Genomic DNA, 22,076 nt, shown 5'->3' with positions numbered 1-22,076 from the left:
CTATTCCGGTCCCGGGCGAGCGGCGGCCTCACGGGCGCGCGCGGCCTCGAGTTCCCGCGCGACGGCCAGCCGGTGCTCGTGGTCGGCCAGTGCCGCGGACAATTGGGCGTTGCGGGTCAATGAGTCCCGTGCGTCGAGCAGTGAGCGTGCGGTGTCTGTGGATTCGCCGGCCGGTCGCTGCCCGGACCACAGCAGCAGGGTGCGTGCTGCCTCCTCCCGGCGCTCGGCGATGCCGATGAGGTCGAGCGGTGTGACGGTCGCGGCGAGTCGAAAAGCGAACGCGGCCAACGCCGGTGCGCAGCGGTCCCGGCGCAACGGCCGATGGTAGGGGCCCACCACATCTTCCGATGCCCACAGCCAGAGGGCCAGACCGGCGACGGTGCGGGCGCGCTCGGTGCCCCGGATGTCGATGGTGCGGGCGACGTCCACGGTTGCGCGATGGACGGCGGTGTCGCCCAGGACATCTCCGGCGAGCGCGGTGACCGAGATCGGATCGGTGAGAAACCAGCCGGGCACCGTGGACAGGCGGGCGGTCAGTTCGTCGGCGCTCGGTCCAATGATGTGGGCGTCGTCGCGGGCGGCCTCGGCCCACGCCGCCTCCGTGTCGTATCGTCCGGCGGCCCAGAGTGCGAGCAGGGATTCGGCGTCCGGGTCATTCGGAGTCTGCGTCGTGGCGTCGGGTTCGTCAGTCATGGCGGTCATCTCGTGCTGGGCCATTGGTGATCGTCTGGGCGATACCGGCGCAGACGTCCGGTACCTCGTCGACGGTCGGGACGTGGGCGACGTCGTAGCCGGCCTGTCGTGCTGCCGCGTCGACGCCACCCGGCGTCGCGATCAGGATCAGGGCAGCCGACGCCAGCAGCGGCCGAATGCGAGCCGCCACAACGGCGTACACGTCTTGGCCGGCGCCGAACATCGACGCCAGACCGTCGTCGGACAGCACGATGAGATGAGTGCTGCCGCGCGTCAGAGCCCGCGGTCGGTATCGTTGGTCGAGGAGATCGAGCGGGAAGGTGGTGCCCCCACCGAAAAAGGTGAGCAGGGCGGCCATCACCTCCGCGCGGTTGCGGGTGAAATCGGTTGTCCCGCCGACCTGCCGCGGTCCGGCGAAGGACGTGACACGCACATGTCCACCGGCGGCGAGGACCGACAGCGCGAGGATGGTGCCCGCCAGGATCGGTGGCGATTCCTGCTCCGGATGCGGCATCGACCCCGACGAGTCCACGTAGAGGTCGAGTTCCACCTCGTGGTACTCGCGGTCCGGGTCGTCGGGTAACTCCGCGCGGCGACGGGTGGTCACGCCCGGGATCATCGACGGCGCAAGGCCCAGTGACGCGGGCCAGTCGAGTTCGGCGAGGTCATCGCCGACCTCCCACAGTTCGGTCGGACCCGGAATGGACTGGGCGCGTTCGGTTGTCGGGGTCGACTCACACAGTGGGCGGACCCATGGCCGGGCCCGGCTCTGATACCAGGCGGACAAGACCGCGTCGCGGGGAGCGCCGGCATACAGCGCCAAGGTGTCGGCGAGACCGTAGGACTGCCCGCCGGTCCGACCGGACGATGTGGTCGCCTTCGAGCCGTTCACCCCGGGGTGCACCGGCGGAGCTGACAGTCGCCGATCGCCCATGATCTCGTCCAATTCGCTTGCGGTCGGGACGATGTCGGGAGTGCCGTCGCAGAACCCACCGCCCGGGCCGGCCGGGTCAACGGAAGGGTCGTCGATGAGGTAGGGACTCAGCAGCATCGCGCACGGGAGGGCGCCCCCGATCGGATCGGTCGCGTAGGAGCGGGCCAGTGCGGCCAGGAGTTGGGCGTCGGCAACCGGGTGCCGGACGGTGAGTCGGGCCAACTGGGCAGTTAACTGGGCCGCGGTGCGTGGTGCATCCGACGGTGCGTCCGGTTCCCCGGAGTCGGACTGTGCCCCGGCCGATTCCGGCGGCGCAACCGGGCAGAGGTCGCCGGCCGGCAGTGACCACAGGATCTCGTAGGCGCGCAGGATCACCCAGAACAGCGGGTCCGGTGTGCGGGGGCCGTCCGGGCGATACAGGATGCGCCACATTGCGATCATGCCCGGATTCTCCGAATCACGTTGGAGTGACACGATTCTGTTGTTGATGAGGATGTCGCACCAGAGGTTGGCGGTGAGGGCGGCAGTGGCCGGCAGGCGGGCCGGCGCCAGACCCGACGCGCTCAGTCCCCGCCCCATGAGATGGGTGATCTTCAACGACGCGATGCGGGTGCTCGGTGCCAGGACGTGATGGCCGATCTCGTGGGCGAAGACGGTGTCGAGGTGATCGGCCAGCCCCTCGGCGTGCAGGTCGTCGAAGTCGATGTGGACCGTCGGCGGGAAAGAGAACCAGGCGAAGCTGCCGATGCGGGCGGCCGAGCCATTGCGGATCTCGGGTGGATGCAATGCCACGTTCCACAGGCGCAGGGCTTTTCGCCAGGGATCGGCGACGGCATCAGTCATCACGAGGCACCGCCGGGCACGGTGCGCAGCCAGATCAGATAGGACGTGCCGAAGACCTGGGCCGTCGCGGTGGGGCCGAGGGTGCACGACGACGACCAGTTCGCGGCCCCTGGCTCGGCGCACCGGGCCAGGGTGGCGCCGAAGATGTCGGCCCGGATCTGCCAGTATTCGTCGCCGGTGCGTGCGCACAGCGACTCTCCATCGACGGTGAGCGCGGTTGGCGGAGCGGCGAATCGACCGCCGACGCCACGGAATCCGCCGATCGCGGCGATCACCGGGAGCGATTCGATCCAGCCGAAGCGATCCGTCTGCTGCTTGTTCAGGAACGTCGGCAGGGCGGTGGCCGGTATGTCCAGCGCGGCCGCGAACACGGGGGCGCACTGCGGATTGTCGGTGTAGCAGCGGTGGATTCGCGGTAGCGCGTCCTCGCGGATCTGCGGCACCCCGGATCGCCATGCGGCGACAGCGGCGAGGTCGGGGAGATCAACCGGCGTCCGGTGGAGGTCGGCGGCGCGCATCCCGGTCGTGAGACTGGCCCGATAGCGGGCGGTGTCGCCGCCCCAGGCCGCGATATTCCGCACCGATCTGTGAATCGTGTCGGTCGCCGGCAGGTCGATGGGCGCGAGCGGGTCGACCGCCGGCCGGGTGGTGAAAAACGCGGTGCGGGTCACGGATTCGATCCGACATCGGTGAGCCACTGCAGATAGTTGGTGTAGCGCTGGTGCAGATACTTCAGTGTGAGCAGGTCGTCGAAGTTGCGGCCGTAGGCCTTCTGGGTGCGGGAGATGTCGTTGATCTGCACCTGGATCTCGGTGATTCGGCGGGTGACCTCGAGTGCGGTGAGGCCGTCGAGCCCGGTGTCGAGTCGGTCGATGAGCTCGGCCACCGGATCCCCGTCGCCGAGTCCGAGTGTGTCGAACTCGCGATTCGACGTGGCGAAAAGGTCGGCGAGCCAACTGGTGTGGTCGACGGTCAGCTCGATGTCGCCGGCCCGGTCGAAGCGTGGGTGGCGGTGATTGGGCATCAGCTTGCCGCGCAATACGAACGGGAGGATCGCCGAGAGGTCGGCAAGAGTGACCGAGGTGCCGCCCCGGAAGTGGGCGATCGCCTTGGCGTAGGTGATCAGGGACGTGAGGGCACGCACCGACAGGCCGTTGAGAGTCTGTGCGCCGAGGTCACTTTCGAGGTCCGCGCCGGTGTTGGCGTCGATGATCTCCGATACCCGACCGCCGCCGGTGGCGACGGTGTCTTTGGTGCGGTACTCGAAGCGCCGTCCGCCGTGCTGCACGAATTCGAAATGGCTGACAAAGAATTCGAGCCGGCGCCGGACGTCGTCGGGGAACGGCACGGCCAGGATCGTGGCGCGCAGACGCTGCTGCTCGTCGGATGTGAACACGAGTTGAGGTGGCACATGCTGTTCGGGTGTCTCGGCGGCTTCGACCCGCGCGATGAGTTCACCGAGGAATCGACTGTTGAACGGTAACGCCCCGACGGTGACATCCATCCGGTCGCGCAGCGCCGCGATCACCGGAAAGGTGCCGCCGCCGGCGTCGTCGTTGGCGGTGAAGAACCAGCTCTCCACTCCGGAACTTGGTGCGGTATAGAGCATTTGGTCGTGTGATTCGACATATCCCTCGGCCACCATGGTGAGCAGCGCGGACTGGGTCTTGGTGGGGATGCGGTTGTACTCGTCGACGATCTTGACCGGCCGGGTGAGCCAGCCGCGCCAGGCGATGCTGATCTCGGCGAGACTCGACGCGTTCACCAGATCCCGCGGCAGGGGGAGACCGACGAGATCGCTGATGGTCAGTTGCGGTTGGCCCTGCTGCACGCCGCGGCGCACATCCTCGGCGGAGCCGCCGGCCAGCACGCCCATCAGCACCGCGACCGTGGTCTTGCCGCGCCCGGGTCCGCCGATCAGCAGGCACGTGCCGCCGACCGCGAACGTCAGCAGCGGCAGCAGGACGGCCGACGAATACGACTGTGCGGTGGGCAGAGTGAGCTGTGCGCCGGCGTCGCCGATCGGGAAGGTGGTGGCCGCCGTGCCCTCGGCGTCGAATTCGATGTCGTAGTACGGCGAGATCACCGCACGGTTGACCAGCCAGAAATAGGTGCGCCGCAGCTTCTCGTCGAGATCGTCGGGCTGAGGCACGGGTTCGGCGAACAGGTCGTCGGCGGTCAACCGGTCGGTGGGACCGATATGGCGGGGGACCGTGGGCGAGGCGGAGATCTCCTGCCAGCGGTCAGCGGCGCCGCGCTCGTGTGCCATGCCGCATTCCCCCGCTCCTCGATTCTCGTTGTTCCAACGGTAATTCGAAACGCAGTGCGTCCTCAAGCACCACGTCGATCATTCGGTCGGCCGCGGCGACGCGCTCGGCGACGCTGCCGCGTACCTCGAGCCACGGCGTGGTGCCGGCGGCCAGGAACTCGCGGAACCGTTGCTGCATGTCGTGTTGGATGTGCTCGCCGTCGCGCAGGCCGTCCTGGACGAACGCGATCTCGTCGCCGGTGAGGAGGTAGAGCGCCGGCCGGTGCGCGGCGGCGGCCGCTTCGACCGTGGGCGAACGGGTTCCGACGTACCGCTCGTGCCAGAGGGCGGTTGCGGCGACGTCGGTGTCGCAGATGACCAAGGGGATGGGTGCGCGGTGGGCGGCTTCGTGTTCGGCGTGCAGCTGTCGGTCGACGATCAGGTCGAACTCGTCGGAGCGCCAGGGCGCGGTGGGACCGCCCGGTCGGATGATGGTGTACTCGCGCCCGTATTCGGGCACCCACACGGTGCCGCGCCGCTCGGCCATCGCCTGAGCGAGGGTGGTGGTGCCGGTGGATTCGGCGCCGACGACCACCACCCGCGGGGCCAGCGTGGCGCGGACGGGAGCGGCGAGCTCCGCCCAGTGACCGGCCAGGTCGGCACGCACCGCGGTGCCGGAGACCGGGTTGACGCGGCGGCCGGGATCGATCTGCACCCAGGTCGCGTCGAGTCGTCGGGCGAGTTCGGCGCCGTACTCGTCGCTGCTGAACACCGCGTCCACGGGCGCGTCGAGCAACCCCGTGATGGTGCGCATGTGTGCGTCCCACAGGATCGGTGAATCGAAGTCGACCGGAGTGTCGTCGACGGCGCTCGCCACCCGGACCGTCGGATGCACCGCGCGCACCCAGTCGGCGCGGGTCGCCACCGGAATCGACTCCACCGACGACCCGATGACCTCGACGGTCACGGAGTCGGCAGCGCGGACCGCCGATCGGATCAGGTGATCATGGCCGCTGTGCAGGGGATAGAACTTGCCGAGGACCAGAGCGTGGCGGAACTGCCGAGGTGCGGTCACGATGCCCCGACCTCGGACGTGCGGGGAAGGTCGGCTCGCCACCCGCGGAAGCCCTGCACGCACAGACCGATGAACACGACGTAGAGCAACGCGACGATCGGCAGGCCGGTCGCCAGGTACAGGCCGATGTAGGCGATGTCGACGCCGATCCACACCAGCCAGTTCTCGAGCCAGCGGCGATTGAGCATGTACTGCGCGGTGAGGCTGACGGCGGTGGTGGTGGCGTCGGCCAGCGGCTGCACCGAGCCGCCCTGCCAGCGCAGCAATGCGTAGATGATGGCGGCGATGGCGACCGCTGCCACCACCAAGGGGACAACCGCGCGCCGCGGGGTGCGTAGCGTGAACGTCGGAGCGAGCCGTGCGGCATGCCAGTTCAGCCAGCCGTGAACACCGATGACCAGGAACACCGCCTGGAGCGTGGCATTGGCGTAGAGGCCCGTCGAGACGAACAACACAATGAAGACGATGTTGTTGGCGATGCCGATCGGGAAGTTGAGGATGTTGCGCCGAGCGGCGAGCAGCACGCAGGCGAAACCGGTGACGAACCCGACGACCTCACCCCAGTGATCGGCCCACCACGACAGCACAGCGGGAGTCTACGGCGATCGGTGGTCGCGGTTCGGTGAGCAATCCGATAACGGTCCGGTAGCGGCAGATGTCCGTCCATTGAATGGGTGGGGTTGCGTCACCGTGGATAGTGCGGAACGCGCAGTTCAATGCAGAGCTGATCCGGCGAACCCGACATCGTTGCCGGTCACCGGCAACGCCGTCGGCTTTGCCGCAGCGTTATCGTGCCGTTACACTGCCTCACGACGGCAACCCACGGGACGTTTGACCCATAGACTCCCGTAAGTGCCCAGTGACCGTGGCCCAACTCCGGGTCAAGATCGTGAAGGACTGAAACGAATGCTGACTCGCGCCCGTAAGCGCTTGGTCGCCGGACTGGTGGCCATCATGGCCGTCTCGGGCGTGACCATGCTTGCTGCCCCCTCCGCCCACGCGGCCGGTTCGACGGAATACGTCTACTCGGCCGCCATGCACCGGAACATTCCGGTCCGCATCATCGATGGCGGTGGCCGTGGTCCCAAGCCCACGCTGTACATGCTCGACGGGCTGCTCGCCCCGAACAACACCAGCGGCTGGCTGCAGAACACCAACGTCGACCGCTACATGGTCGGCAAGGGTGCCAACGTCGCCATCCCGTTCGGCGGCGCCGGCAGCTTCTACACCGACTGGGAGCGCCCCGACCCCAAGCTGGGCGTGAACAAGTGGGAGACCTTCCTCACCCGCGAGCTCCCCGCCTACATGGCGCGTAAGCACAACAGCGACAACCGTCGCAACGGCATCGCCGGCCTGTCCATGTCGGGCACCTCGGCGCTGAACCTGGCCTCGCGCCACCCCGGCTTCTACAAGGCCGTCGCCTCCTACAGCGGCTACCCGACCGTCACCTTCCCGGGCTTCACCCAGGGCATCCAGGTCTCGGTGGCCCGCGTCGGCGGCAACCCGATCAACATGTGGGGCTTCTACCCGGCCGGTCAGTGGTTCCAGAACGATCCGTTCCTGAGCGCGGGTAACCTCGCCAACCACTACGTCTACGTCTCGGCCGGCAGCGGCCTGGGCAGCAAGTTCGATTCGTCGGTGAACCCGAACAGCGCCAACTTCGATCCGGTGAAGTTCTCGCAGATGGTGCCGCTGGAGGTCGCTGCGTCGGTCTCGAGCCAGATGTACATCGGCCGCGTCGCCCTGGTGCCGGGCGTCAAGCTGACCACCCGCGTCACCCCGGACGGTGTGCACTGGTGGGACTACTGGCAGCGCGACTTCGAGCAGTCGTGGAACACCACGTTCCGCCCGGCGTTCTTCTGAGCGTCTGACATCTGAACGACCACCGCGGCCGGGGGACCTCCCGCGAGGGGCCGCCATCCGGGGTGTTTGTGTCTGCTCGGGTTCCTACCGTCTGCTCACCGTGTAGCCGTAGTGTTCGGTGGCTGCCTGAGCGTCGTCGGGCAATTGGCGTCGACGTGGCACCGAATGGCCGCTGATGCGTCCAATCGGTATGCGTCATTTTCCGCGAGACCGATATGGCCTCATCCATCGACATGCGGCGATCTCCGTCGGATACACCGACAACGAGTTGAGCCGGGCATGTGCGCGCGGCGAACTCGTCAAAGTGGTTCGGGGCGTGTTTGCCGACCGAAAGCAACGCACCGTCCGCGAACTGCACCGTCTCCGCGCGCAGGCCGTCTATCGGACCGCCAGCGATGGTGCGGTCATCAGCCACGAGACGGCCGGCGAACTCCACGGGCTGTCGATGCTGAAACCCGCGTACGGCCGTGTCCATCTGATCGGAGGTGGATGCGCCAACGGCCGCCGGGATGAGCATCGACACGTTCATGCGGGCCAGATCGCGTCGGAGGGTCGCCAGTGCGCGACGTGCCCTCGACTATGCAGATGCCGACTCGGAGACCGCGGGTGAGTCATGGGGCCGCGCTCAGATGATCGAAGCCGGACTGCCCATTCCACGTCTACAGCACACGTTCTTCGACCAGGACGGAACCTTCGTCGCGCGGACCGACTACGACTGGCAGGGTCGCCTGGCGGGCGAGTTCGACGGGATGGAGAAGTACCAGAAGCACTTACGTGACGGTGAGTCTCCGTTTGACGCGATGAAACGCGAGAAGGAACGCGAGGACGATCTTCGACGGATGGGTGTGATGGTGGTCCGCTGGACGTGGGCCGACCTGGAGGCCGGTCGCGTCGTCGGAATGATTCTCGAGTGGTTGGACCTGCTGGGACTGGCCGCCGCGTAGCCGACGCTCAGGCTCCTACCGTTCGCTACGGATCTAAGCTGAGCGAACGGTAGAAACCTGAGCCGATGCCTTACTGCTCCGGGCGATCGGGACGATCGGGGCGTGGGGTCACGTTGGGATCGTGGGGCTCGTCCTGCACCACCGGGATCTGCTCGGTCGGGCGGTCCCACGGATCGACCGTGGTCGAGTGTCCGGTCGCGTCCGCTTTGGGTTCGACGTTGTGCCGGCCGGACTGCTGGACGAGGTCCTCGGTGTCGGCGTCCCCGCGCTTCTCGAGATCGACCCGGGTGTCGGGTTCGTCCCGCGTACCGAGCCAGGTGGTCTCCGCCGCGGCGTCGTCGTCGATCCGGTTGCGCTCGGCGGCGTCCCGACGACGGCCCCGCAGCATCAGGAACGCCCAGAGTGCCAGCAGGATGACGCCGATGATGCCCAGGATCAGCGGCAGCCAGAATCCGCCGAGCTTCAGCTGATCCTTGTAGCCCTGCGCCTTGGACGTCTGGTGGGCGACGGTCTCGTCGGCCCACTTGAACCGGCCCTTGAGTACGTCCATGCGGAAGTCGCGGACCGGCGCCGGAGTGTCGGTGCTCTGATCCGGCGACCGGAAGTACTGATGCTGGTCCTCGAGGCCGTCGACGATGGTGCCGGTTTCCGGCTCGACATATACGTGCTTCATCGCGGTGGCGTAGCGGTGCATGGTGATCTTGTCGTTGGGCTGCACGCCGCGGCCGCTGATGCCCCACCACTTGGCCGGCATGGTCAGCATGGTGCCCAGCGCGGCCTCGCCCTGCGCGTTCGGCAGGCTCGACACATCGGTCTCGGGAACCTCGCCGACGAACTCGTAGGTCGTCAGACCGTTGATCGTCTTCTCGCCGGCGAACTTCACCTCGATGTCCTGCCGGGTGTTGGTGTCGTAGTAGAGGTAGGAACGCTTCTTGACGTCGAACCCGAACTTGTACTGGAAGCCCTTGCGGTTGGGCAGGTCGACCGAGACGTCCTTGACGTTGACGCCCTCAGGTGCGGCCTCGAGTTGCAGCGAGCTCACCGTTCCGTTGGGCACCGACGACTTGCGATTCACCGACACCCGGTCGATGTTCGCGGTCAGCAAGCCGTCGTCGCACTTCCGTTCGGCGTCGGCCGCAGCCATCGTGGGCTCGACTTCCTTGCCGCTCGCGTCGCGGGTGCGATCGATCTGCACCGTCTGGGCCGACTGCAGCGTGGCCTGACGACGATCCGACGGGTCGACGATCACCGACCGGCGCTGCTGCGTCAGATGCGCGTCGAGGTCGCGGGCCTTCGCGGCGCTGACCGAGCAGCGGTCGAAGATGACCGCCGGGAACCGCTCACCCGACGACCCTTCCTCGGGCACCGTCGTCGCGACCGAGGTGATGTCGAGATCGAGGGGAACCACGCGCAGCATCGGCACGAGGAACAGCGGGATGGCAATGGCGGCGGTGACGCACGCGGCACCGAGGAACGCCAGCAACGCCAGCCAAAAACGTCTCATTCATCCACTCCTGGTCGAGGGCACGACGTCACAACAGTAACGGCGTCACGCCGTGACCCGTCGGAGGTCACGACTTTTGTCGGTGGTGGTCGTCGGATCGGGGCCTGACCGCCGGCGGATACCTGCGGTGCGATGGTTCATCGGGGAGTCGTCGCGTCGGTTCTCCGATCGCGCTCGGCCTCTTTCATGATTCCGGCCATGTAGCCGTAGATCTCCTTGTCCGACATGGCCTTCCAGCGCGGCGCGAGCAGTTTCATGTACTTCTCGACATAGAGCAACTGCTTGCCGACCAGGACGAGTTCACGGGGAAGTCGGGCGTCGTGGGCCTTGGCGACCGCTCCGAGTTGCCGACCGAGATCGGTGTAGGACATCGAGCCGAGGTCGGTCGTCGACAGCGGCATGGTCACCTGCTTGATGTCCTCGGCGCCCTTGGCCGTCGTCCCGGGTTTGTGGACGGCACCGAGCAGGAAGATGGCGCGTCCGGCGGACTCGTAGTCGCCGCGGACCAACAGGTCGACGACGAGTTGCCGCAGGATGCGGCGGGTGCGTTTGGTGAACCGGCCGACGATGCCGAAGTCGAGCAGGACGAGTTTGCCCTCGGCATCGACGAGGACGTTGCCGGCATGCAGGTCGCCGTGGAACAGGCCGCCGTGGAACGCCGACTCCAGCAGCGACAGCAGCAGATTCCGGCAGAGCGCGACCCCGTCGTGGCCGGCGGCGCGGACCGCGGCGGCGTCGTCGATGCGGATCGCATAGATGCGCTCCATGGTCAGCACGCGTGAGGTGGTGAACTCGTCGTAGACGGCGGGCACCCGGACGCGGTCGCCGAATGGGCTGGGCCGGATGCACTCATACCACTCGCGCATCGTCGCGGCCTCATTGCGGAAGTCGAGTTCGGCGTCGAGTCCGTCGGCGAAATCCTCGACGACGTGCCGTGCGCTGAGCATCCGGCCGTACTCGGAGATCTCCGCGAGGCCGGCGACCCGTTCGAGTAGAGCGACGTCGGGCGCGAGTCGTTGGGGGATGCCCGGCCGCTGGATCTTGACGACGACTTCTTCGCCGGTGTGCAGGGTCGCGGTGTGGACCTGGGCGATGGATGCCGAGGCGATGGGCTCGGTGTCGAAAGTGGCGAAGACCTCCTCCGGACCTCGGCCGAGTTCGGCGATGAAGAGCTTGCGGACCTCGGCCGGGGGAGCGGGCGGCACCCGATCGAGCAGTGTCTCGAACTCCGTCGACAGCGTCTCGGTGAATACTCCCGGACTCGACGCAATGAGTTGCCCGAGCTTCACGTAGGTCGGGCCGAGGTGCTCGAACGTCGTGCGGATCTCATGCGCGGCGCGCTGGGTGCTCGGCGTTTTGCCGTGCAGCGCGTCGGTGAGGGTGTGCAGCACAAAGCGCCCGACCCCGGCTGCCGCATGTGCACTCGCCGTGCCGAAACGAGTCAGCTCGGCCAGGGGAGTCACTTCGGGCAGCTGGGCGCGGAGTGCGTCGTCGTCAGGTTTCTGCGTCATCACCACCGGCAAGTGTAACGACCGATGGTGTGACGGTCCTGATGCGCCGAGCGCGAAGCTGATCATCTACTGAGTAAATATATGTGACATGTGATAGTAATGAGACGATTTGCGGATTTCGTTTCAACCGGGAGGTTGTGGCGACGTGCGGAGTCATTGCTCACTTCGGGAAGAACAGAGTCGGGGAAGAACAGAGGAGTCACATGGTGATCAGACGGATGCTGCACGGGCTGGTGGCCACGGCCGCTGTGGTCACGTTGGCGTCGGCCGGGATGGGCAGCGCGCTGGCCGACCCGAACATCCAAATCCCCGGCGTCGACGACGGCGTGCCCAACTGCGCGGTGCTGCAACCGCGGGCGTTCGCCGGTTACATCGGCACGAACGATCCGAAGCCGGCCCGCAAGATGGACGAGAAGTTCGCGACCGTCCCCGCCGACTGGTGCAACACCTCGGTCGGCCACAGCAGGCTCTCCTTCGACGAGACCCACGGCGTGACCTTCGGCATCCCCGACACTCTGCACGCGCTGTTCCCGTACAACAACGCCGAGATGCTCGCGAAGCCGACATTCAAACCGGGCTGGACGATGACCATGCGAGTGGGCGGCACCGAGCAGATCCCGAGTTGGGCCGGGACGACGGGCTGGGGCGTGTCCAACCGGTCGATCGATCCGCTCGGTCTGGAGATCGCGTGGTTCATGTACAACGGCGCGAACAAGCCGGTGGGTGATGCGAGCACGCTGGCCAAACCGATCATCAACGCGCTCGGCATGGATTTCCCGCGCGGCTTCTTCTTGATGACCAAACGAGCCGGCGAGATCGTGCCGCAGATTCGTCTGCTGCCGGTGAACATCCTGAACACCGAACACGACTACTCGGTGGTGCTGGGCAACAAGACCGTGAAGTTCTACATCGACGGCAAGGAAGCCGGCACCGACATCGCGCCGTTCTCTGCGGACGGCAAGCAGCGCAAGGTGGGCGGACCCGGATCGCACTACGGCACGTTCGACAACCCGCCCATCGGCACCTGGACCGATATCTCGCGCCAACCCGTTCCGCTGCTCGGGCAGATGTGGTTGGACAGCGGCTACTGGTTCCCGCTGCCACTCCCGGAGTGGAACAACCGCTGGCAGACCGCCTACATGAAGCGGTACGTGCAGGGTCCGTCCGACCAGACGCCGCTCACGCTCGACACATTCTCGGGCTGGAAATAGCCGTCGGTCGGCGGCGGTGACCTCGTCGTGTGGCGAGATCGGTCGGGACGGTTGCAGACTGGAACCCATGCCCACGACCGTGAACGCCTACAGTGCCACCGCAGCCGACCAACCTCTACGACCCACCACGATCGACCGCCGCGACCCCGGACCGCACGATGTCGTCATCGACATCGCCTACGCCGGGATCTGTCACTCCGACATCCACACCGCCCGCGCCGAATGGGGACAACCGAACTATCCGGTGGTGCCCGGCCACGAGATCGCGGGCACGGTGGCAGTGGTCGGCGACGAGGTGAGCCGCTATCAGGTGGGGGATCGCGTCGGGGTCGGCTGCTTCGTCGACTCCTGCCGCGAGTGCGACGCCTGCCGCGCCGGTGACGAGCAGTACTGCGAAAGGGGCATGACCGGCACCTACAACGCCGTCGGCCGCGACGGTCAACCCACTCACGGCGGATACAGCACGGCCATCGTCGTCGACGAGAACTATGTGTGCCGCATTCCCGAGGGACTCGACCTCGACGTCGCAGCGCCGCTGCTGTGTGCCGGCATCACTCTGTATTCCCCTCTGCGTCACTGGAATGCGGGACCCGGCAAGAAGGTCGCGATCATCGGACTCGGCGGGCTCGGACACGTCGGCGTCAAGATCGCACACGCGATGGGTGCGGAGGTCACCGTGCTGTCGCAGTCGCTGAAGAAGATGGAGGACGGGCTCCGGCTCGGTGCCGACCACTACTACGCGACGAGCGACCCCGACACATTCCGCTTGCTGCGCAACGAGTTCGACCTCATCGTCAACACCGTGTCGGCCAACCTCGACATGTCGAAGTTCCTCGGCATGCTCGCCATCAACGGCACCCTGGTGGAACTCGGCCTGCCCGAACACCCCATCGAGATCCCGGCGGGAGCGGTGACCCGTAATCGCCGTAGCTTCGCCGGATCCATGATCGGCGGAATTGCGGAAACCCAAGAGATGCTGGACTTCTGCGCCGAACACGGTATCGGTGCGGAGATCGAGGTGATCGACGCCGAGGCGATCAACGAAGCCTACGACCGCGTCGTCGCCAGCGACGTCCGCTACCGATTCGTCATCGACACCGCAACCCTGTAGTGCCACCGGGCTTTAGGTACGCGGAGATCCGCGACGCCCGGATCGCCTGGAATCAGACCGGACGCGGGTCGACGGTGATCTGGGCGCACGGCATGAGTTCGCGCGCCTACGGCCAGGAATCATCGGGTCAATTCGATTGGCGGGCAGTCAGTTCCACTCATCGACTGATCCGATACGACGCGCGTGGACATGGTCGGTCGACGGGAGGCGCGACACCCGAGGAATACACGTGGCCGGAGCTGGGTGCAGACCTGCTCGCGTTACTCGACGTCGTCGCGCCCGACGAACCGGTGAGCGCGATCGGGTCGTCGATGGGCACCGCGACTCTGTTGTATGCCGCGCTGGCGCAACCAGATCGGTTCACCCGCCTGGTCCTGACCACCCCGCCGACGTTCTGGGAGACGCGTCGCGCGCAGATCCCCATCCGTCTCTCCTCGGCCGAACTGGTGGAGCGGTCGGGACTCGCCGCGTTGGAGCGGCTCGCGATCGACGCACCGGCGTCGCCTGCGCTGGCGGAGGCGCGGCGGTTCGTCAGTCCGGTTGCGGTTGCGCCGGCGCTCTTCCCGCCGGTCCTCCGCGGGTCCGCGGTCTCGGATCTGCCGGACGCCGAGGTGCTCGGCGCGATCCGGCAGCCCACTCGCGTGCTCTGCTGGACCGGCGACGATGTCCATCCGGTCCGCAGCGGGGAACTGTTGGCCGCGGCGCTGCCCAACGCTTCGCTGGAGGTTGCGGGGACACCGGCCGAACTCCGCCGGTGGCCGGGACTCGTGGCCGATTTCCTCGCGCCCTTGATCGAGCGGTGACCTGCGGTAGAGTTTTCGACTGGGAATCGAAAACATGGCCGGGGTGTTGGTCCGGGCAGGCACTCCCGAGAGGTGGCGCACATGGACACACGCGCAACGACCCGCGACGAGACGCGGGCAGACTTTGTCGTGATCGGTGCCGGTATCGCCGGACTCACCGCGGCGTTGTCGGCGGCGCACGCCGGTCTGCGGGTGGTCGTCCTCAACAAGGGACCGCACTGGCGGGCCGACCGCAGCGAGCAGGCCACCTCGACCTTCTACGCGCAGGGCGGGATCGCCGTCGTCGAGCCCGATAATCCGGAAGACTCCGTTGACCTGCACCTATCCGACACGCTCGCAGCGGGTGCCGGCCTCACCGACCCGCAGACCACGCGACCCATCCTGGCCGACGGATGGTCCGCCGTCGCCGGCTTGATCGAGTGGGGAGCCGAGTTCGACCGCGGACCCGACGGCCGGATGCTGCGCACCCGGGAGGGTGGTCACTCGGTGCGTCGCATCTTGCACGCCGGCGGCGACGCGACCGGCGCCCAGGTCCAACGCGCACTCAACGACCAGCTACGCGAGACCGCCGACCGTCTGCCGATCGAGTGCCACGACGAGTCGATCGCCACCGCGATCCTGCGCGCCGACGGTCAAACCGCCGGCGTCGCCTACCGCACCCGCGGGCGCGACCGGGTCGTCTATGCACCCACCGTGTTGCTGGCCACCGGCGGTGCCGGTCACCTCTATGCCGCCACCACCAACCCGGCCGGCGCCACCGCCGACGGCATCGCCCTGGCGCTGCGGGCCGGCGCGGTGGTCACCGACCTGGAGTTCATCCAGTTCCACCCGACGATGCTCTACGTACCCGGCGCCCGCGGACGTCGCACCCTCGTCAGTGAAGCGGTGCGCGGGGAGGGTGGTCGGCTCGTGGACGTCGACGGCCGATCGGTGACCGCCGGAGTACACCCGATGGGCGACCTCGCCCCGCGCGACGTCGTCGCCAACGCCGTTGAAGCGGCGATCGCCACCACTGCGCATCCGTGCGTCTACCTCGACGTTCGGGGCATTACCGACTTCGTGACCCGCTTCCCGACGGTGACCGCCGGGGTTACCGCCGCGAGACTCGACATCGCCGACGGGCTCATCCCCGTCGTGCCCGGTGCCCACTACCTGTGCGGTGGCGTACTCACCGATGTCGACGGCCGGACCGCCGTGCCGGGGCTGCTGGCCGCCGGTGAGGTCGCCCGCACCGGGCTGCACGGGGCCAATCGGTTGGCGTCCAACAGTCTGCTCGAGGGCCTGGTGATGGGTCGTCGGACGGCGGCGGTCGCGGTCGGGCGCAGGGGTCGCACGGTTGCCGACGTGACTCTGCCCGACCCTGTCTCGGTCCCGGTGATGGAACGGAAAGTTTTGCAGGACATGATGTCCGGGTCGGTGGCGTTGCGTCGGGAGGCCGACGGGCTGGCTGCGGTCGCGACGACGCTGCAGGCCGCTACGGTGCGCCCGCCGGCGACCGAGGAGACCCTCGAGGACGCCGCGCTGACGATGACCGCACGGGTCGTCGTCGCCGCAGCGGCTGCGCGCACCGAATCGCGCGGCTGCCACACCCGTATCGACCACCCGGAGACGGAGTCGGTCGCGCGGTCGCGATGTTTCGGGTGGCTCGACGACGGACCGGTCGAGTTGGGTGGCACCGAGGCGCTGGGCGTGAGGTCCGAGGCGCTCGCCTTCGCGCACCACACTGCTTAGGTCGCCAGACCAGTTAGGCTCAACCCGTGCCGGGGTCTGGCGGCAGGGGCCATGACGTTCGTAGACTAACCGCCGGGGGACAGTGGCATCGTCGACGTCGTGTGCCGGGGTACACGCGGTCGTCTCGTGCTGCCAGGGCGCGTCGGGATAGCGGGCTCGATCATGTCTGCGTGTTGCGAAGGAGACGCCGATGAACGGCGAGGGTTGCTGGTCGACGGTCGTGTGTACGTCTGCGGAGCGCACCGCGCTTGGTCTGACCGGGCGGTCGGACTGGTTGTTGAACTGCCGCCTGAGTTCGGGGCACGGTGGGAACCACGCCACCGATGCGGGCACCCGCCCGCGGCATGATCGGCGACTCTGGTTGGAATGGAACGATTTCGCCGACCACGCCCAGTCGCTGATCGAGCGGAATCCCTGCACGGTGCGCTCGCAGTTCGGTGCGCACTGCCAGTTCTTCGAAGGCCACGGTGGGGCGCACTATTTTGCGACCTCGAACGGCCACCCGACCGCGGGCCATCGTGGAGCGCAGACCGGTCAAGCTCGGGCCGCGGCCGGACCGTCGACCGGCTCGCGACCGACGGTGCGTCGCGACCCCGTCGGGCCGCCCGGACATGCCGACCGGGTGCGCACCACCACAGACTCCGACATCCCCGCGGTGCGGCCGAGCGCGACAGCTCCGGGTACGCCCGCAATCGCCGCCGCATCCGAGTCCGACGGCAAGTACGCCTACCGGGGTGGCCGTCGGTCGACCAACGCCGAACCGCCGGCGGATAGTGCACCCCGCGTCAGCCGGCACCTGCTGCCGGATCGCGCCGTCGCCGAGCATGGGGAGGCGACCGTGTCCACTGACGAGCGTGCAGAGGCGACCGTGTCCACTGACGAGACGGAGACCGCGGGGGACGGTCGACTGGCGGTCGCGGATGCGTTGTCGGAGGTCGCCACCGCGTTGGAGAAGCTGGCTGTCGCGTTGCGACGTCGCTGACCGGCCGTCGATGAGGACTCTTCCGGGCTCGGATGTGGCTGTCCTCATACCCTAGGGGGGTATGGTTTCTTGGCCGACGGTGGTATACCTGGTAGGGGTATCCACGGTGGGTACCGCCGAACGTGTCAGGGGACGACGCCATGGAACATGCGCAGCACGGATACATCGGGCGCAAGGACGACTACCTGCGCCGGTTGCGTCGCATCGAAGGCCAGGCGCGCGGGTTGCAGCGGATGGTCGAGGACGAGTCCTACTGCATCGACATCCTGACTCAGGTGTCGGCGATGACCAAGGCGTTGCAGGCGGTGAGTCTCGGGTTGCTCGAGGAGCACATGAACCACTGCGTCGTGCACGCCGCGCAGGAAAGCGATGCCGCCGGCCAGGAGAAGGTCGATGAGGCGATGGCTGCCATCGCCCGGCTCGTCAAGTCCTGATTCGCCTGATCGTTTGTACTGCCCTGATTGCTTGTACTGCACAGCTATTCACCCAGGAGGGATGAGATGACCACCACGAACTACATCGTCACCGGAATGACCTGCGCCCACTGCGTGGCCTCGGTGAGCGAGGAGATCGGCGAGATCTCCGGTGTCCGAGGAGTCGACGTCACGCTCGACTCCGGCGCCGTCGAGGTCACCAGCGACCGCGAACTCGATCGCGACGAAGTCGCCGCCGCGGTCGCCGAGGCGGGTTATCAACTCGCATGACCGCGACCCAACGTATCGCCGGATTCGCGGTCGGTCTGGCTGCGGTGTTCGGCATCGCCTTCGGCATCGGGCACGCCGTCGGACCATGGGACCACGCTCCGTGGGCTCCGACGACCGAAACCGTTGTCCACCAGCAACATATGGAGTGAAGTAATGGCCACGGCCCTCGAACGCATCGATCTCGACATCGACGGGATGACCTGCGCGTCGTGTGCGAACCGGATCGAACGCAAACTCAACAAGCTCGACGGCGTTACCGCGTCGGTCAACTATGCGACCGAGCAGGCGCACGTCGAGTATCCACCGACCCTCGGCTCCGGTGACCTGATCACGGTGGTCCGCGACGCCGGCTACGACGCGTCGCCGGTGATGGCTCCCGGTGTCGACGAAGACGATCACGTCGAGAATGCCGCGGATCGCGAACTCGACGCGCTGCGGCAGCGGCTGATCGTCTCGGCGGTCTTGACCATCCCGGTGGTCGCGCTGGCGATGGTGCCCGCCTGGCAGTTCACCAACTGGCAGTGGTTGTCGCTGACTCTCGCGGCGCCGGTCGTCGTGTGGGGTGCCTACCCCTTCCACCGCGCGGCGTGGATCAACCTGCGACACGGCTCGACCACTATGGACACCCTCGTGTCGATGGGCACTCTCGCCGCCTTCGGGTGGTCGATCTACGCGCTGTTCTGGGGTACCGCCGGAATACCTGGCATGCATCACGGTTTCGAGTTCGTCGCCTCGGGCGGCGACGGTGCGTCGAACATCTATCTGGAAGCCGCCGCCGGCGTGACGACCTTCCTGTTGGCGGGGCGGTATTTCGAGAAACGGTCGAAGCGCCGCGCCGGGGATGCGTTGCGCGCCTTGCTCGATCTGGGCGCCAAGGATGTCGCGGTGCTGGTCGACGGCGTAGAGCGACGAGTTCCCGTGCAGGACTTGACTGTCGGCGACGAGTTCGTGGTGCGCCCGGGCGAGAAGATCGCCACCGACGGAGTGGTCGTCGCGGGTTCCTCGGCGGTCGATGCGTCGATGATCACCGGTGAGTCCGTCCCCGCGGAGGTGGGTGAGGGCGACGCCGTGGTCGGCGCGACCGTCAACGCCAGTGGTCGACTCGTGGTGCGCGCCACGAAGGTCGGTGCCGACACCGCGCTGGCGCAGATGGCGAAGATGGTCACCGACGCGCAGGCGGGTAAGGCCGACGCGCAGCGATTGGCCGACCGGATCTCGGGAGTCTTCGTCCCGGTGGTCATTGCCATCGCTGTTGCGACTCTGGGCTTTTGGCTCGGTTCCGGAGTGGGTGCAACCTACGCGCTCACTGCGGCGGTCGCGGTGCTGATCATCGCCTGCCCGTGTGCGCTCGGGCTGGCCACGCCGACCGCACTCATGGTGGGCACCGGGCGCGGTGCGCAACTCGGGATCTTGCTGAAGGGACCCGAGGTGCTCGAGACCACCCGGGCGGTGGACACGATCGTGCTCGACAAGACCGGCACCGTCACCACTGGCGAGATGACCTTGACGTCGATCACCGTCGATGCCCCGACGCTCGACGAGCGGACTGTGCTCGGCTACGCGGCGGCCGTCGAAGCGGCCTCCGAGCACCCCATCGGCGCCGCGATCGTGGCCGGTGCGCGCCGCGATCACGGCATCGAACCGTCGGCCGTGACCGAGTTCCGGGCGGTCGAGGCGTCCGGTGTCACCGGTGTCGTCGACGGCGTGCGGGTCACGGTGGAGAACCCGTCACGCATGGACGGCGTTCTGTCCGAACGGCTTTCCCGCGCGATCGCGGAGGCCCACGACGTCGGCGCGACCGCGGTGGTCGTGTCGGTGGATGGCCGGGCGGTCGGTGTGCTCGTCGTCGGCGACGAGGTCAAGGCGACGTCGGCTGCAGCCATCGCCGAGCTGCGGGCGATGGGGCTGACGCCGGTTCTTCTCACCGGGGACAACCAAGGCGCCGCAGATCACGTGGCCCGCGCGGTCGGCATCGACCGCGTCATCGCCGGGATCACCCCGGGTGGCAAGGTTGATGCGATCAAAGAGCTTCAGGCGCAGGGGCATTCGGTGGCCATGACCGGCGATGGCATCAACGATGCGGGTGCACTCGCCCAGGCCGACCTCGGCCTCGCGATGGGCACCGGCACCGATGTCGCCATCCAGGCCAGCGACCTCACCCTGGTCAGCGGCGACCTGTGGGCCGTCGTCGATGCGATCCGGCTTGCGCGGCGCACCCTCGGCACCATCAAGGGCAACCTGTTCTGGGCGTTCGCCTACAACGTCGCAGCGATCCCGATCGCCGCCGCCGGACTGCTCAACCCGATGCTCGCCGGCGCCGCGATGGCGTTCTCGTCGGTGTTCGTCGTCGCGAACAGTCTCCGGCTGCGTCGGTTCCGGCCGCATCCACGCTGATCCGCGCCCACTCGACGGGAGAACTAGAACATGTTCTAGTTGATCGTCTACCCTGTCGACATGGCAGGTTCTGAGATTCCGGCGACCGTGGCGTTGAGTTCGGTCGAGGGCTTCAGCGATGAGGTCGATGTGCTGGTCATCGGGTGTGGGGTGGCCGGCGGTAGTGCGGCGGTGGAGGCGGCGGCTGCGGGCGCGAAGGTGCTGGTGCTGGAACGGTCGGCCGCTGCCGGCGGCACGAGTTGCATGGCCGGTGGGCATTTCTATCTCGGTGGCGGTACGGCGGTGCAGCAGGCGACCGGGCACGAGGACAGTCCGGAGGAGATGGAGAAGTACCTCACTGCGGTGTCGCGGGAGCCGGAGCCGGACAAGATCCACGCCTACTGCGTGGACAGCGTCGAGCACTTCAATTGGCTCGAGGGCCTCGGTTTCAGTTTCGAGCGCAGCTTTTATCCGGAGAAGGCGGTCATCCAGCCGCAGACCCAGGGCTTGATGTTCACTGGCAACGAGAAGGTGTGGCCGTTCAAGAACATCGCGAAGCCCGCGCCGCGGGGCCACAAGGTGCCGGTCCCCGGCGATACCGGTGGTGCGTCAATGGTCGTGGACCTGCTGGTCAAACGGCTCACCGAACTCGGCGCGGAGATCCGCTACGAGACCGGTGCCCGGCAGTTGGTCGTCAACGACGACGGTGCCGTGGTCGGGGCGGTGTGGAAGCGACCCGGCGAAGAGGGCGTCATCAGGGCGCGATCGGTGATCATCGCGGCCGGTGGGTTCGTGATGAACGAGGAGATGGTGGCGCGGTATGTGCCGCATGTGGCGGAGAAGCCGTTCACTCTCGGCAGCACCTACGACGACGGACTCGGCATCCGGCTCGGCGAGTCGGTGGGCGCCGCGCTCAAACACATGGATCATGCGTTCGTCACCGCACCGATCTATCCGCCGAGCATCCTGCTGACCGGGATCGTGGTCAACAAGAACGGGGAACGGTTCGTCGCTGAGGACTCGTATCATTCGCGGACATCGGGATTCGTGATGGATCAACCGGATTCGGCGGCATTCCTGATCGTCGACGAAGCTCATATGGAGCGGCCGGAGGTGCCGCTGATCTCGCTGATCGACGGGTGGGAGACGGTCGCGGAGATGGAGTCCGACCTCGGTATCCCTGAGGGCAAGCTGCAGCAGACGCTGTCCGACTACAACGAGCACGCCGCGAACGGCGAGGACCCGGAGTTCCACAAGGCGGCTGAGTTCCTCGCGCCGCAGGACCAGGGACCGTGGGCGGCGTTCGATCTGTCGCTGGGCAAGGCGTTCTACTCGTGCTTCACCATCGGCGGCATGGCCACCTCACTCGACGCCCAGGTCCTGCACCCCGACGGCAGCCCGATCACCGGACTCTATGCGGCCGGGGCGTGCGCGGCGAACCTCGCGCAAGACGGCAAGGGTTACGCGAGCGGAACGCAGCTCGGTGAGGGTTCCTACTTCGGACGGCGGGCGGGACGGCACGCCGCCGGACGACGATCCTGAGGTA

At 67.4% G+C, this 22,076-nt stretch carries 20 protein-coding genes; 12 read left to right on the top strand and 8 right to left on the bottom strand.

Annotated features, from left to right (window positions below; genetic code table 11):
• From AAFP30_RS11085 to pnuC, 6 genes are read right to left on the bottom strand one after another with little or no spacing between them, the layout of a single operon-like run.
• A complete protein-coding gene (locus AAFP30_RS11085; protein WP_419229951.1) occupies positions 1 to 693 on the bottom strand; it encodes a hypothetical protein in 693 nt (230 codons plus the stop codon).
• Positions 686 to 2,470: a hypothetical protein gene (locus AAFP30_RS11080; RefSeq protein WP_419229950.1), complete on the bottom strand. Its 1,785-nt coding sequence runs from the start codon at positions 2,468 to 2,470 to the stop codon at positions 686 to 688. The genes AAFP30_RS11085 and AAFP30_RS11080 overlap by 8 nt, the downstream gene beginning before the upstream one ends.
• On the bottom strand, positions 2,470 to 3,141 hold the full coding sequence (locus AAFP30_RS11075) for a hypothetical protein (RefSeq protein WP_419229949.1): 672 nt from the start codon (positions 3,139 to 3,141) through the stop codon (positions 2,470 to 2,472). Before AAFP30_RS11075 ends, AAFP30_RS11080 begins: the two co-directional genes overlap by 1 nt.
• Positions 3,138 to 4,739: an ATPase gene (locus AAFP30_RS11070; RefSeq protein ID WP_419229948.1), complete on the bottom strand. Its 1,602-nt coding sequence runs from the start codon at positions 4,737 to 4,739 to the stop codon at positions 3,138 to 3,140. The genes AAFP30_RS11075 and AAFP30_RS11070 overlap by 4 nt, the downstream gene beginning before the upstream one ends.
• Positions 4,714 to 5,793, bottom strand: a complete 1,080-nt coding sequence (locus tag AAFP30_RS11065; RefSeq protein ID WP_419229947.1) for an AAA family ATPase — start codon at positions 5,791 to 5,793, stop codon at positions 4,714 to 4,716. Before AAFP30_RS11065 ends, AAFP30_RS11070 begins: the two co-directional genes overlap by 26 nt.
• Entirely contained in the window at positions 5,790 to 6,380 is a 591-nt protein-coding gene (pnuC, locus tag AAFP30_RS11060; RefSeq protein WP_419229946.1) for a nicotinamide riboside transporter PnuC, read from the bottom strand. The genes AAFP30_RS11065 and pnuC overlap by 4 nt, the downstream gene beginning before the upstream one ends.
• Positions 6,381 to 6,699: 319 nt before the next feature.
• On the opposite strand from pnuC, the gene AAFP30_RS11055 reads away from it, so the two are divergent.
• Together AAFP30_RS11055 and AAFP30_RS11050 are read left to right on the top strand one after the other, a co-directional pair.
• Positions 6,700 to 7,656, top strand: a complete 957-nt coding sequence (locus AAFP30_RS11055; RefSeq protein WP_419229945.1) for an alpha/beta hydrolase — start codon at positions 6,700 to 6,702, stop codon at positions 7,654 to 7,656.
• Positions 7,657 to 8,165: 509 nt separating this feature from the next.
• A complete protein-coding gene (locus AAFP30_RS11050) occupies positions 8,166 to 8,600 on the top strand; it encodes a hypothetical protein (protein WP_419229944.1) in 435 nt (144 codons plus the stop codon).
• A gap of 70 nt (positions 8,601 to 8,670) precedes the next feature.
• Here AAFP30_RS11050 and AAFP30_RS11045 read toward each other — a convergent pair whose 3' ends face one another.
• Complete coding sequence (locus tag AAFP30_RS11045; RefSeq protein ID WP_419229943.1) at positions 8,671 to 10,104, bottom strand: porin PorA family protein; 1,434 nt, start codon at positions 10,102 to 10,104, stop codon at positions 8,671 to 8,673.
• 137 nt (positions 10,105 to 10,241) lie between these two features.
• Entirely contained in the window at positions 10,242 to 11,615 is a 1,374-nt protein-coding gene (locus AAFP30_RS11040; protein ID WP_419229942.1) for an ABC1 kinase family protein, read from the bottom strand.
• A gap of 203 nt (positions 11,616 to 11,818) precedes the next feature.
• Here AAFP30_RS11040 and AAFP30_RS11035 point away from each other — a divergent pair, with 203 nt between their 5' ends.
• The 10 genes from AAFP30_RS11035 (at position 11,819) to AAFP30_RS10990 (ending at position 22,072) form a co-directional block, all read left to right on the top strand.
• On the top strand, positions 11,819 to 12,826 hold the full coding sequence (locus AAFP30_RS11035) for a hypothetical protein (protein ID WP_419229941.1): 1,008 nt from the start codon (positions 11,819 to 11,821) through the stop codon (positions 12,824 to 12,826).
• A 67-nt stretch (positions 12,827 to 12,893) separates the two neighbouring features.
• Entirely contained in the window at positions 12,894 to 13,937 is a 1,044-nt protein-coding gene (locus tag AAFP30_RS11030; protein WP_419229940.1) for an NAD(P)-dependent alcohol dehydrogenase, read from the top strand.
• Positions 13,937 to 14,740, top strand: coding sequence for an alpha/beta fold hydrolase (locus AAFP30_RS11025; RefSeq protein ID WP_419229939.1), 804 nt, complete (start codon positions 13,937 to 13,939; stop codon positions 14,738 to 14,740). The genes AAFP30_RS11030 and AAFP30_RS11025 overlap by 1 nt, the downstream gene beginning before the upstream one ends.
• Before the next feature lie 81 nt (positions 14,741 to 14,821).
• Entirely contained in the window at positions 14,822 to 16,471 is a 1,650-nt protein-coding gene (nadB, locus tag AAFP30_RS11020) for an L-aspartate oxidase (protein WP_419229938.1), read from the top strand.
• A 190-nt stretch (positions 16,472 to 16,661) separates the two neighbouring features.
• Entirely contained in the window at positions 16,662 to 17,453 is a 792-nt protein-coding gene (locus tag AAFP30_RS11015; RefSeq protein WP_419229937.1) for a hypothetical protein, read from the top strand.
• A gap of 140 nt (positions 17,454 to 17,593) precedes the next feature.
• Positions 17,594 to 17,887 (top strand): metal-sensitive transcriptional regulator, encoded by a 294-nt coding sequence (locus AAFP30_RS11010; RefSeq protein ID WP_419229936.1) that lies wholly within the window; start codon positions 17,594 to 17,596, stop codon positions 17,885 to 17,887.
• A 66-nt stretch (positions 17,888 to 17,953) separates the two neighbouring features.
• Positions 17,954 to 18,157 carry a heavy-metal-associated domain-containing protein gene (locus AAFP30_RS11005; protein WP_419229935.1) on the top strand — a complete coding sequence of 68 codons (204 nt, stop codon included), beginning with the start codon at positions 17,954 to 17,956 and terminating at the stop codon, positions 18,155 to 18,157.
• On the top strand, positions 18,154 to 18,306 hold the full coding sequence (locus AAFP30_RS11000) for a hypothetical protein (protein WP_419229934.1): 153 nt from the start codon (positions 18,154 to 18,156) through the stop codon (positions 18,304 to 18,306). The genes AAFP30_RS11005 and AAFP30_RS11000 overlap by 4 nt, the downstream gene beginning before the upstream one ends.
• A 4-nt stretch (positions 18,307 to 18,310) precedes the next feature.
• Positions 18,311 to 20,551: a heavy metal translocating P-type ATPase gene (locus AAFP30_RS10995; protein WP_419229933.1), complete on the top strand. Its 2,241-nt coding sequence runs from the start codon at positions 18,311 to 18,313 to the stop codon at positions 20,549 to 20,551.
• A gap of 60 nt (positions 20,552 to 20,611) precedes the next feature.
• Complete coding sequence (locus AAFP30_RS10990; RefSeq protein WP_419229932.1) at positions 20,612 to 22,072, top strand: FAD-binding protein; 1,461 nt, start codon at positions 20,612 to 20,614, stop codon at positions 22,070 to 22,072.
• Positions 22,073 to 22,076 lie beyond the last annotated feature (4 nt).

This window comes from Gordonia sp. CPCC 205515, assembly GCF_048537925.1.
Lineage (GTDB): Bacteria > Actinomycetota > Actinomycetes > Mycobacteriales > Mycobacteriaceae > Gordonia.
Note: the sequence above shows the minus strand (reverse complement) of the source record. Positions and strands in the feature narration are given on the sequence as shown.

Excerpts from the sequence above, each read along its gene's own strand:
- AAFP30_RS11085 (WP_419229951.1), bottom strand. The coding sequence starts at position 693 with ATGACTGACGAACCCGACGCCACGACGCAGACTCCGAATGACCCGGAC.
- AAFP30_RS11080 (WP_419229950.1), bottom strand. The coding sequence starts at position 2,470 with ATGACTGATGCCGTCGCCGATCCCTGGCGAAAAGCCCTGCGCCTGTGG.
- AAFP30_RS11070 (WP_419229948.1), bottom strand. The coding sequence starts at position 4,739 with ATGGCACACGAGCGCGGCGCCGCTGACCGCTGGCAGGAGATCTCCGCC.
- AAFP30_RS11055 (WP_419229945.1), top strand. The coding sequence starts at position 6,700 with ATGCTGACTCGCGCCCGTAAGCGCTTGGTCGCCGGACTGGTGGCCATC.
- AAFP30_RS11050 (WP_419229944.1), top strand. The coding sequence starts at position 8,166 with ATGAGCATCGACACGTTCATGCGGGCCAGATCGCGTCGGAGGGTCGCC.
- AAFP30_RS11045 (WP_419229943.1), bottom strand. The coding sequence starts at position 10,104 with ATGAGACGTTTTTGGCTGGCGTTGCTGGCGTTCCTCGGTGCCGCGTGC.
- AAFP30_RS11040 (WP_419229942.1), bottom strand. The coding sequence starts at position 11,615 with ATGACGCAGAAACCTGACGACGACGCACTCCGCGCCCAGCTGCCCGAA.
- AAFP30_RS11035 (WP_419229941.1), top strand. The coding sequence starts at position 11,819 with ATGGTGATCAGACGGATGCTGCACGGGCTGGTGGCCACGGCCGCTGTG.
- AAFP30_RS11030 (WP_419229940.1), top strand. The coding sequence starts at position 12,894 with ATGCCCACGACCGTGAACGCCTACAGTGCCACCGCAGCCGACCAACCT.
- nadB (WP_419229938.1), top strand. The coding sequence starts at position 14,822 with ATGGACACACGCGCAACGACCCGCGACGAGACGCGGGCAGACTTTGTC.
- AAFP30_RS11015 (WP_419229937.1), top strand. The coding sequence starts at position 16,662 with ATGAACGGCGAGGGTTGCTGGTCGACGGTCGTGTGTACGTCTGCGGAG.
- AAFP30_RS11010 (WP_419229936.1), top strand. The coding sequence starts at position 17,594 with ATGGAACATGCGCAGCACGGATACATCGGGCGCAAGGACGACTACCTG.
- AAFP30_RS11005 (WP_419229935.1), top strand. The coding sequence starts at position 17,954 with ATGACCACCACGAACTACATCGTCACCGGAATGACCTGCGCCCACTGC.
- AAFP30_RS11000 (WP_419229934.1), top strand. The coding sequence starts at position 18,154 with ATGACCGCGACCCAACGTATCGCCGGATTCGCGGTCGGTCTGGCTGCG.
- AAFP30_RS10995 (WP_419229933.1), top strand. The coding sequence starts at position 18,311 with ATGGCCACGGCCCTCGAACGCATCGATCTCGACATCGACGGGATGACC.
- AAFP30_RS10990 (WP_419229932.1), top strand. The coding sequence starts at position 20,612 with ATGGCAGGTTCTGAGATTCCGGCGACCGTGGCGTTGAGTTCGGTCGAG.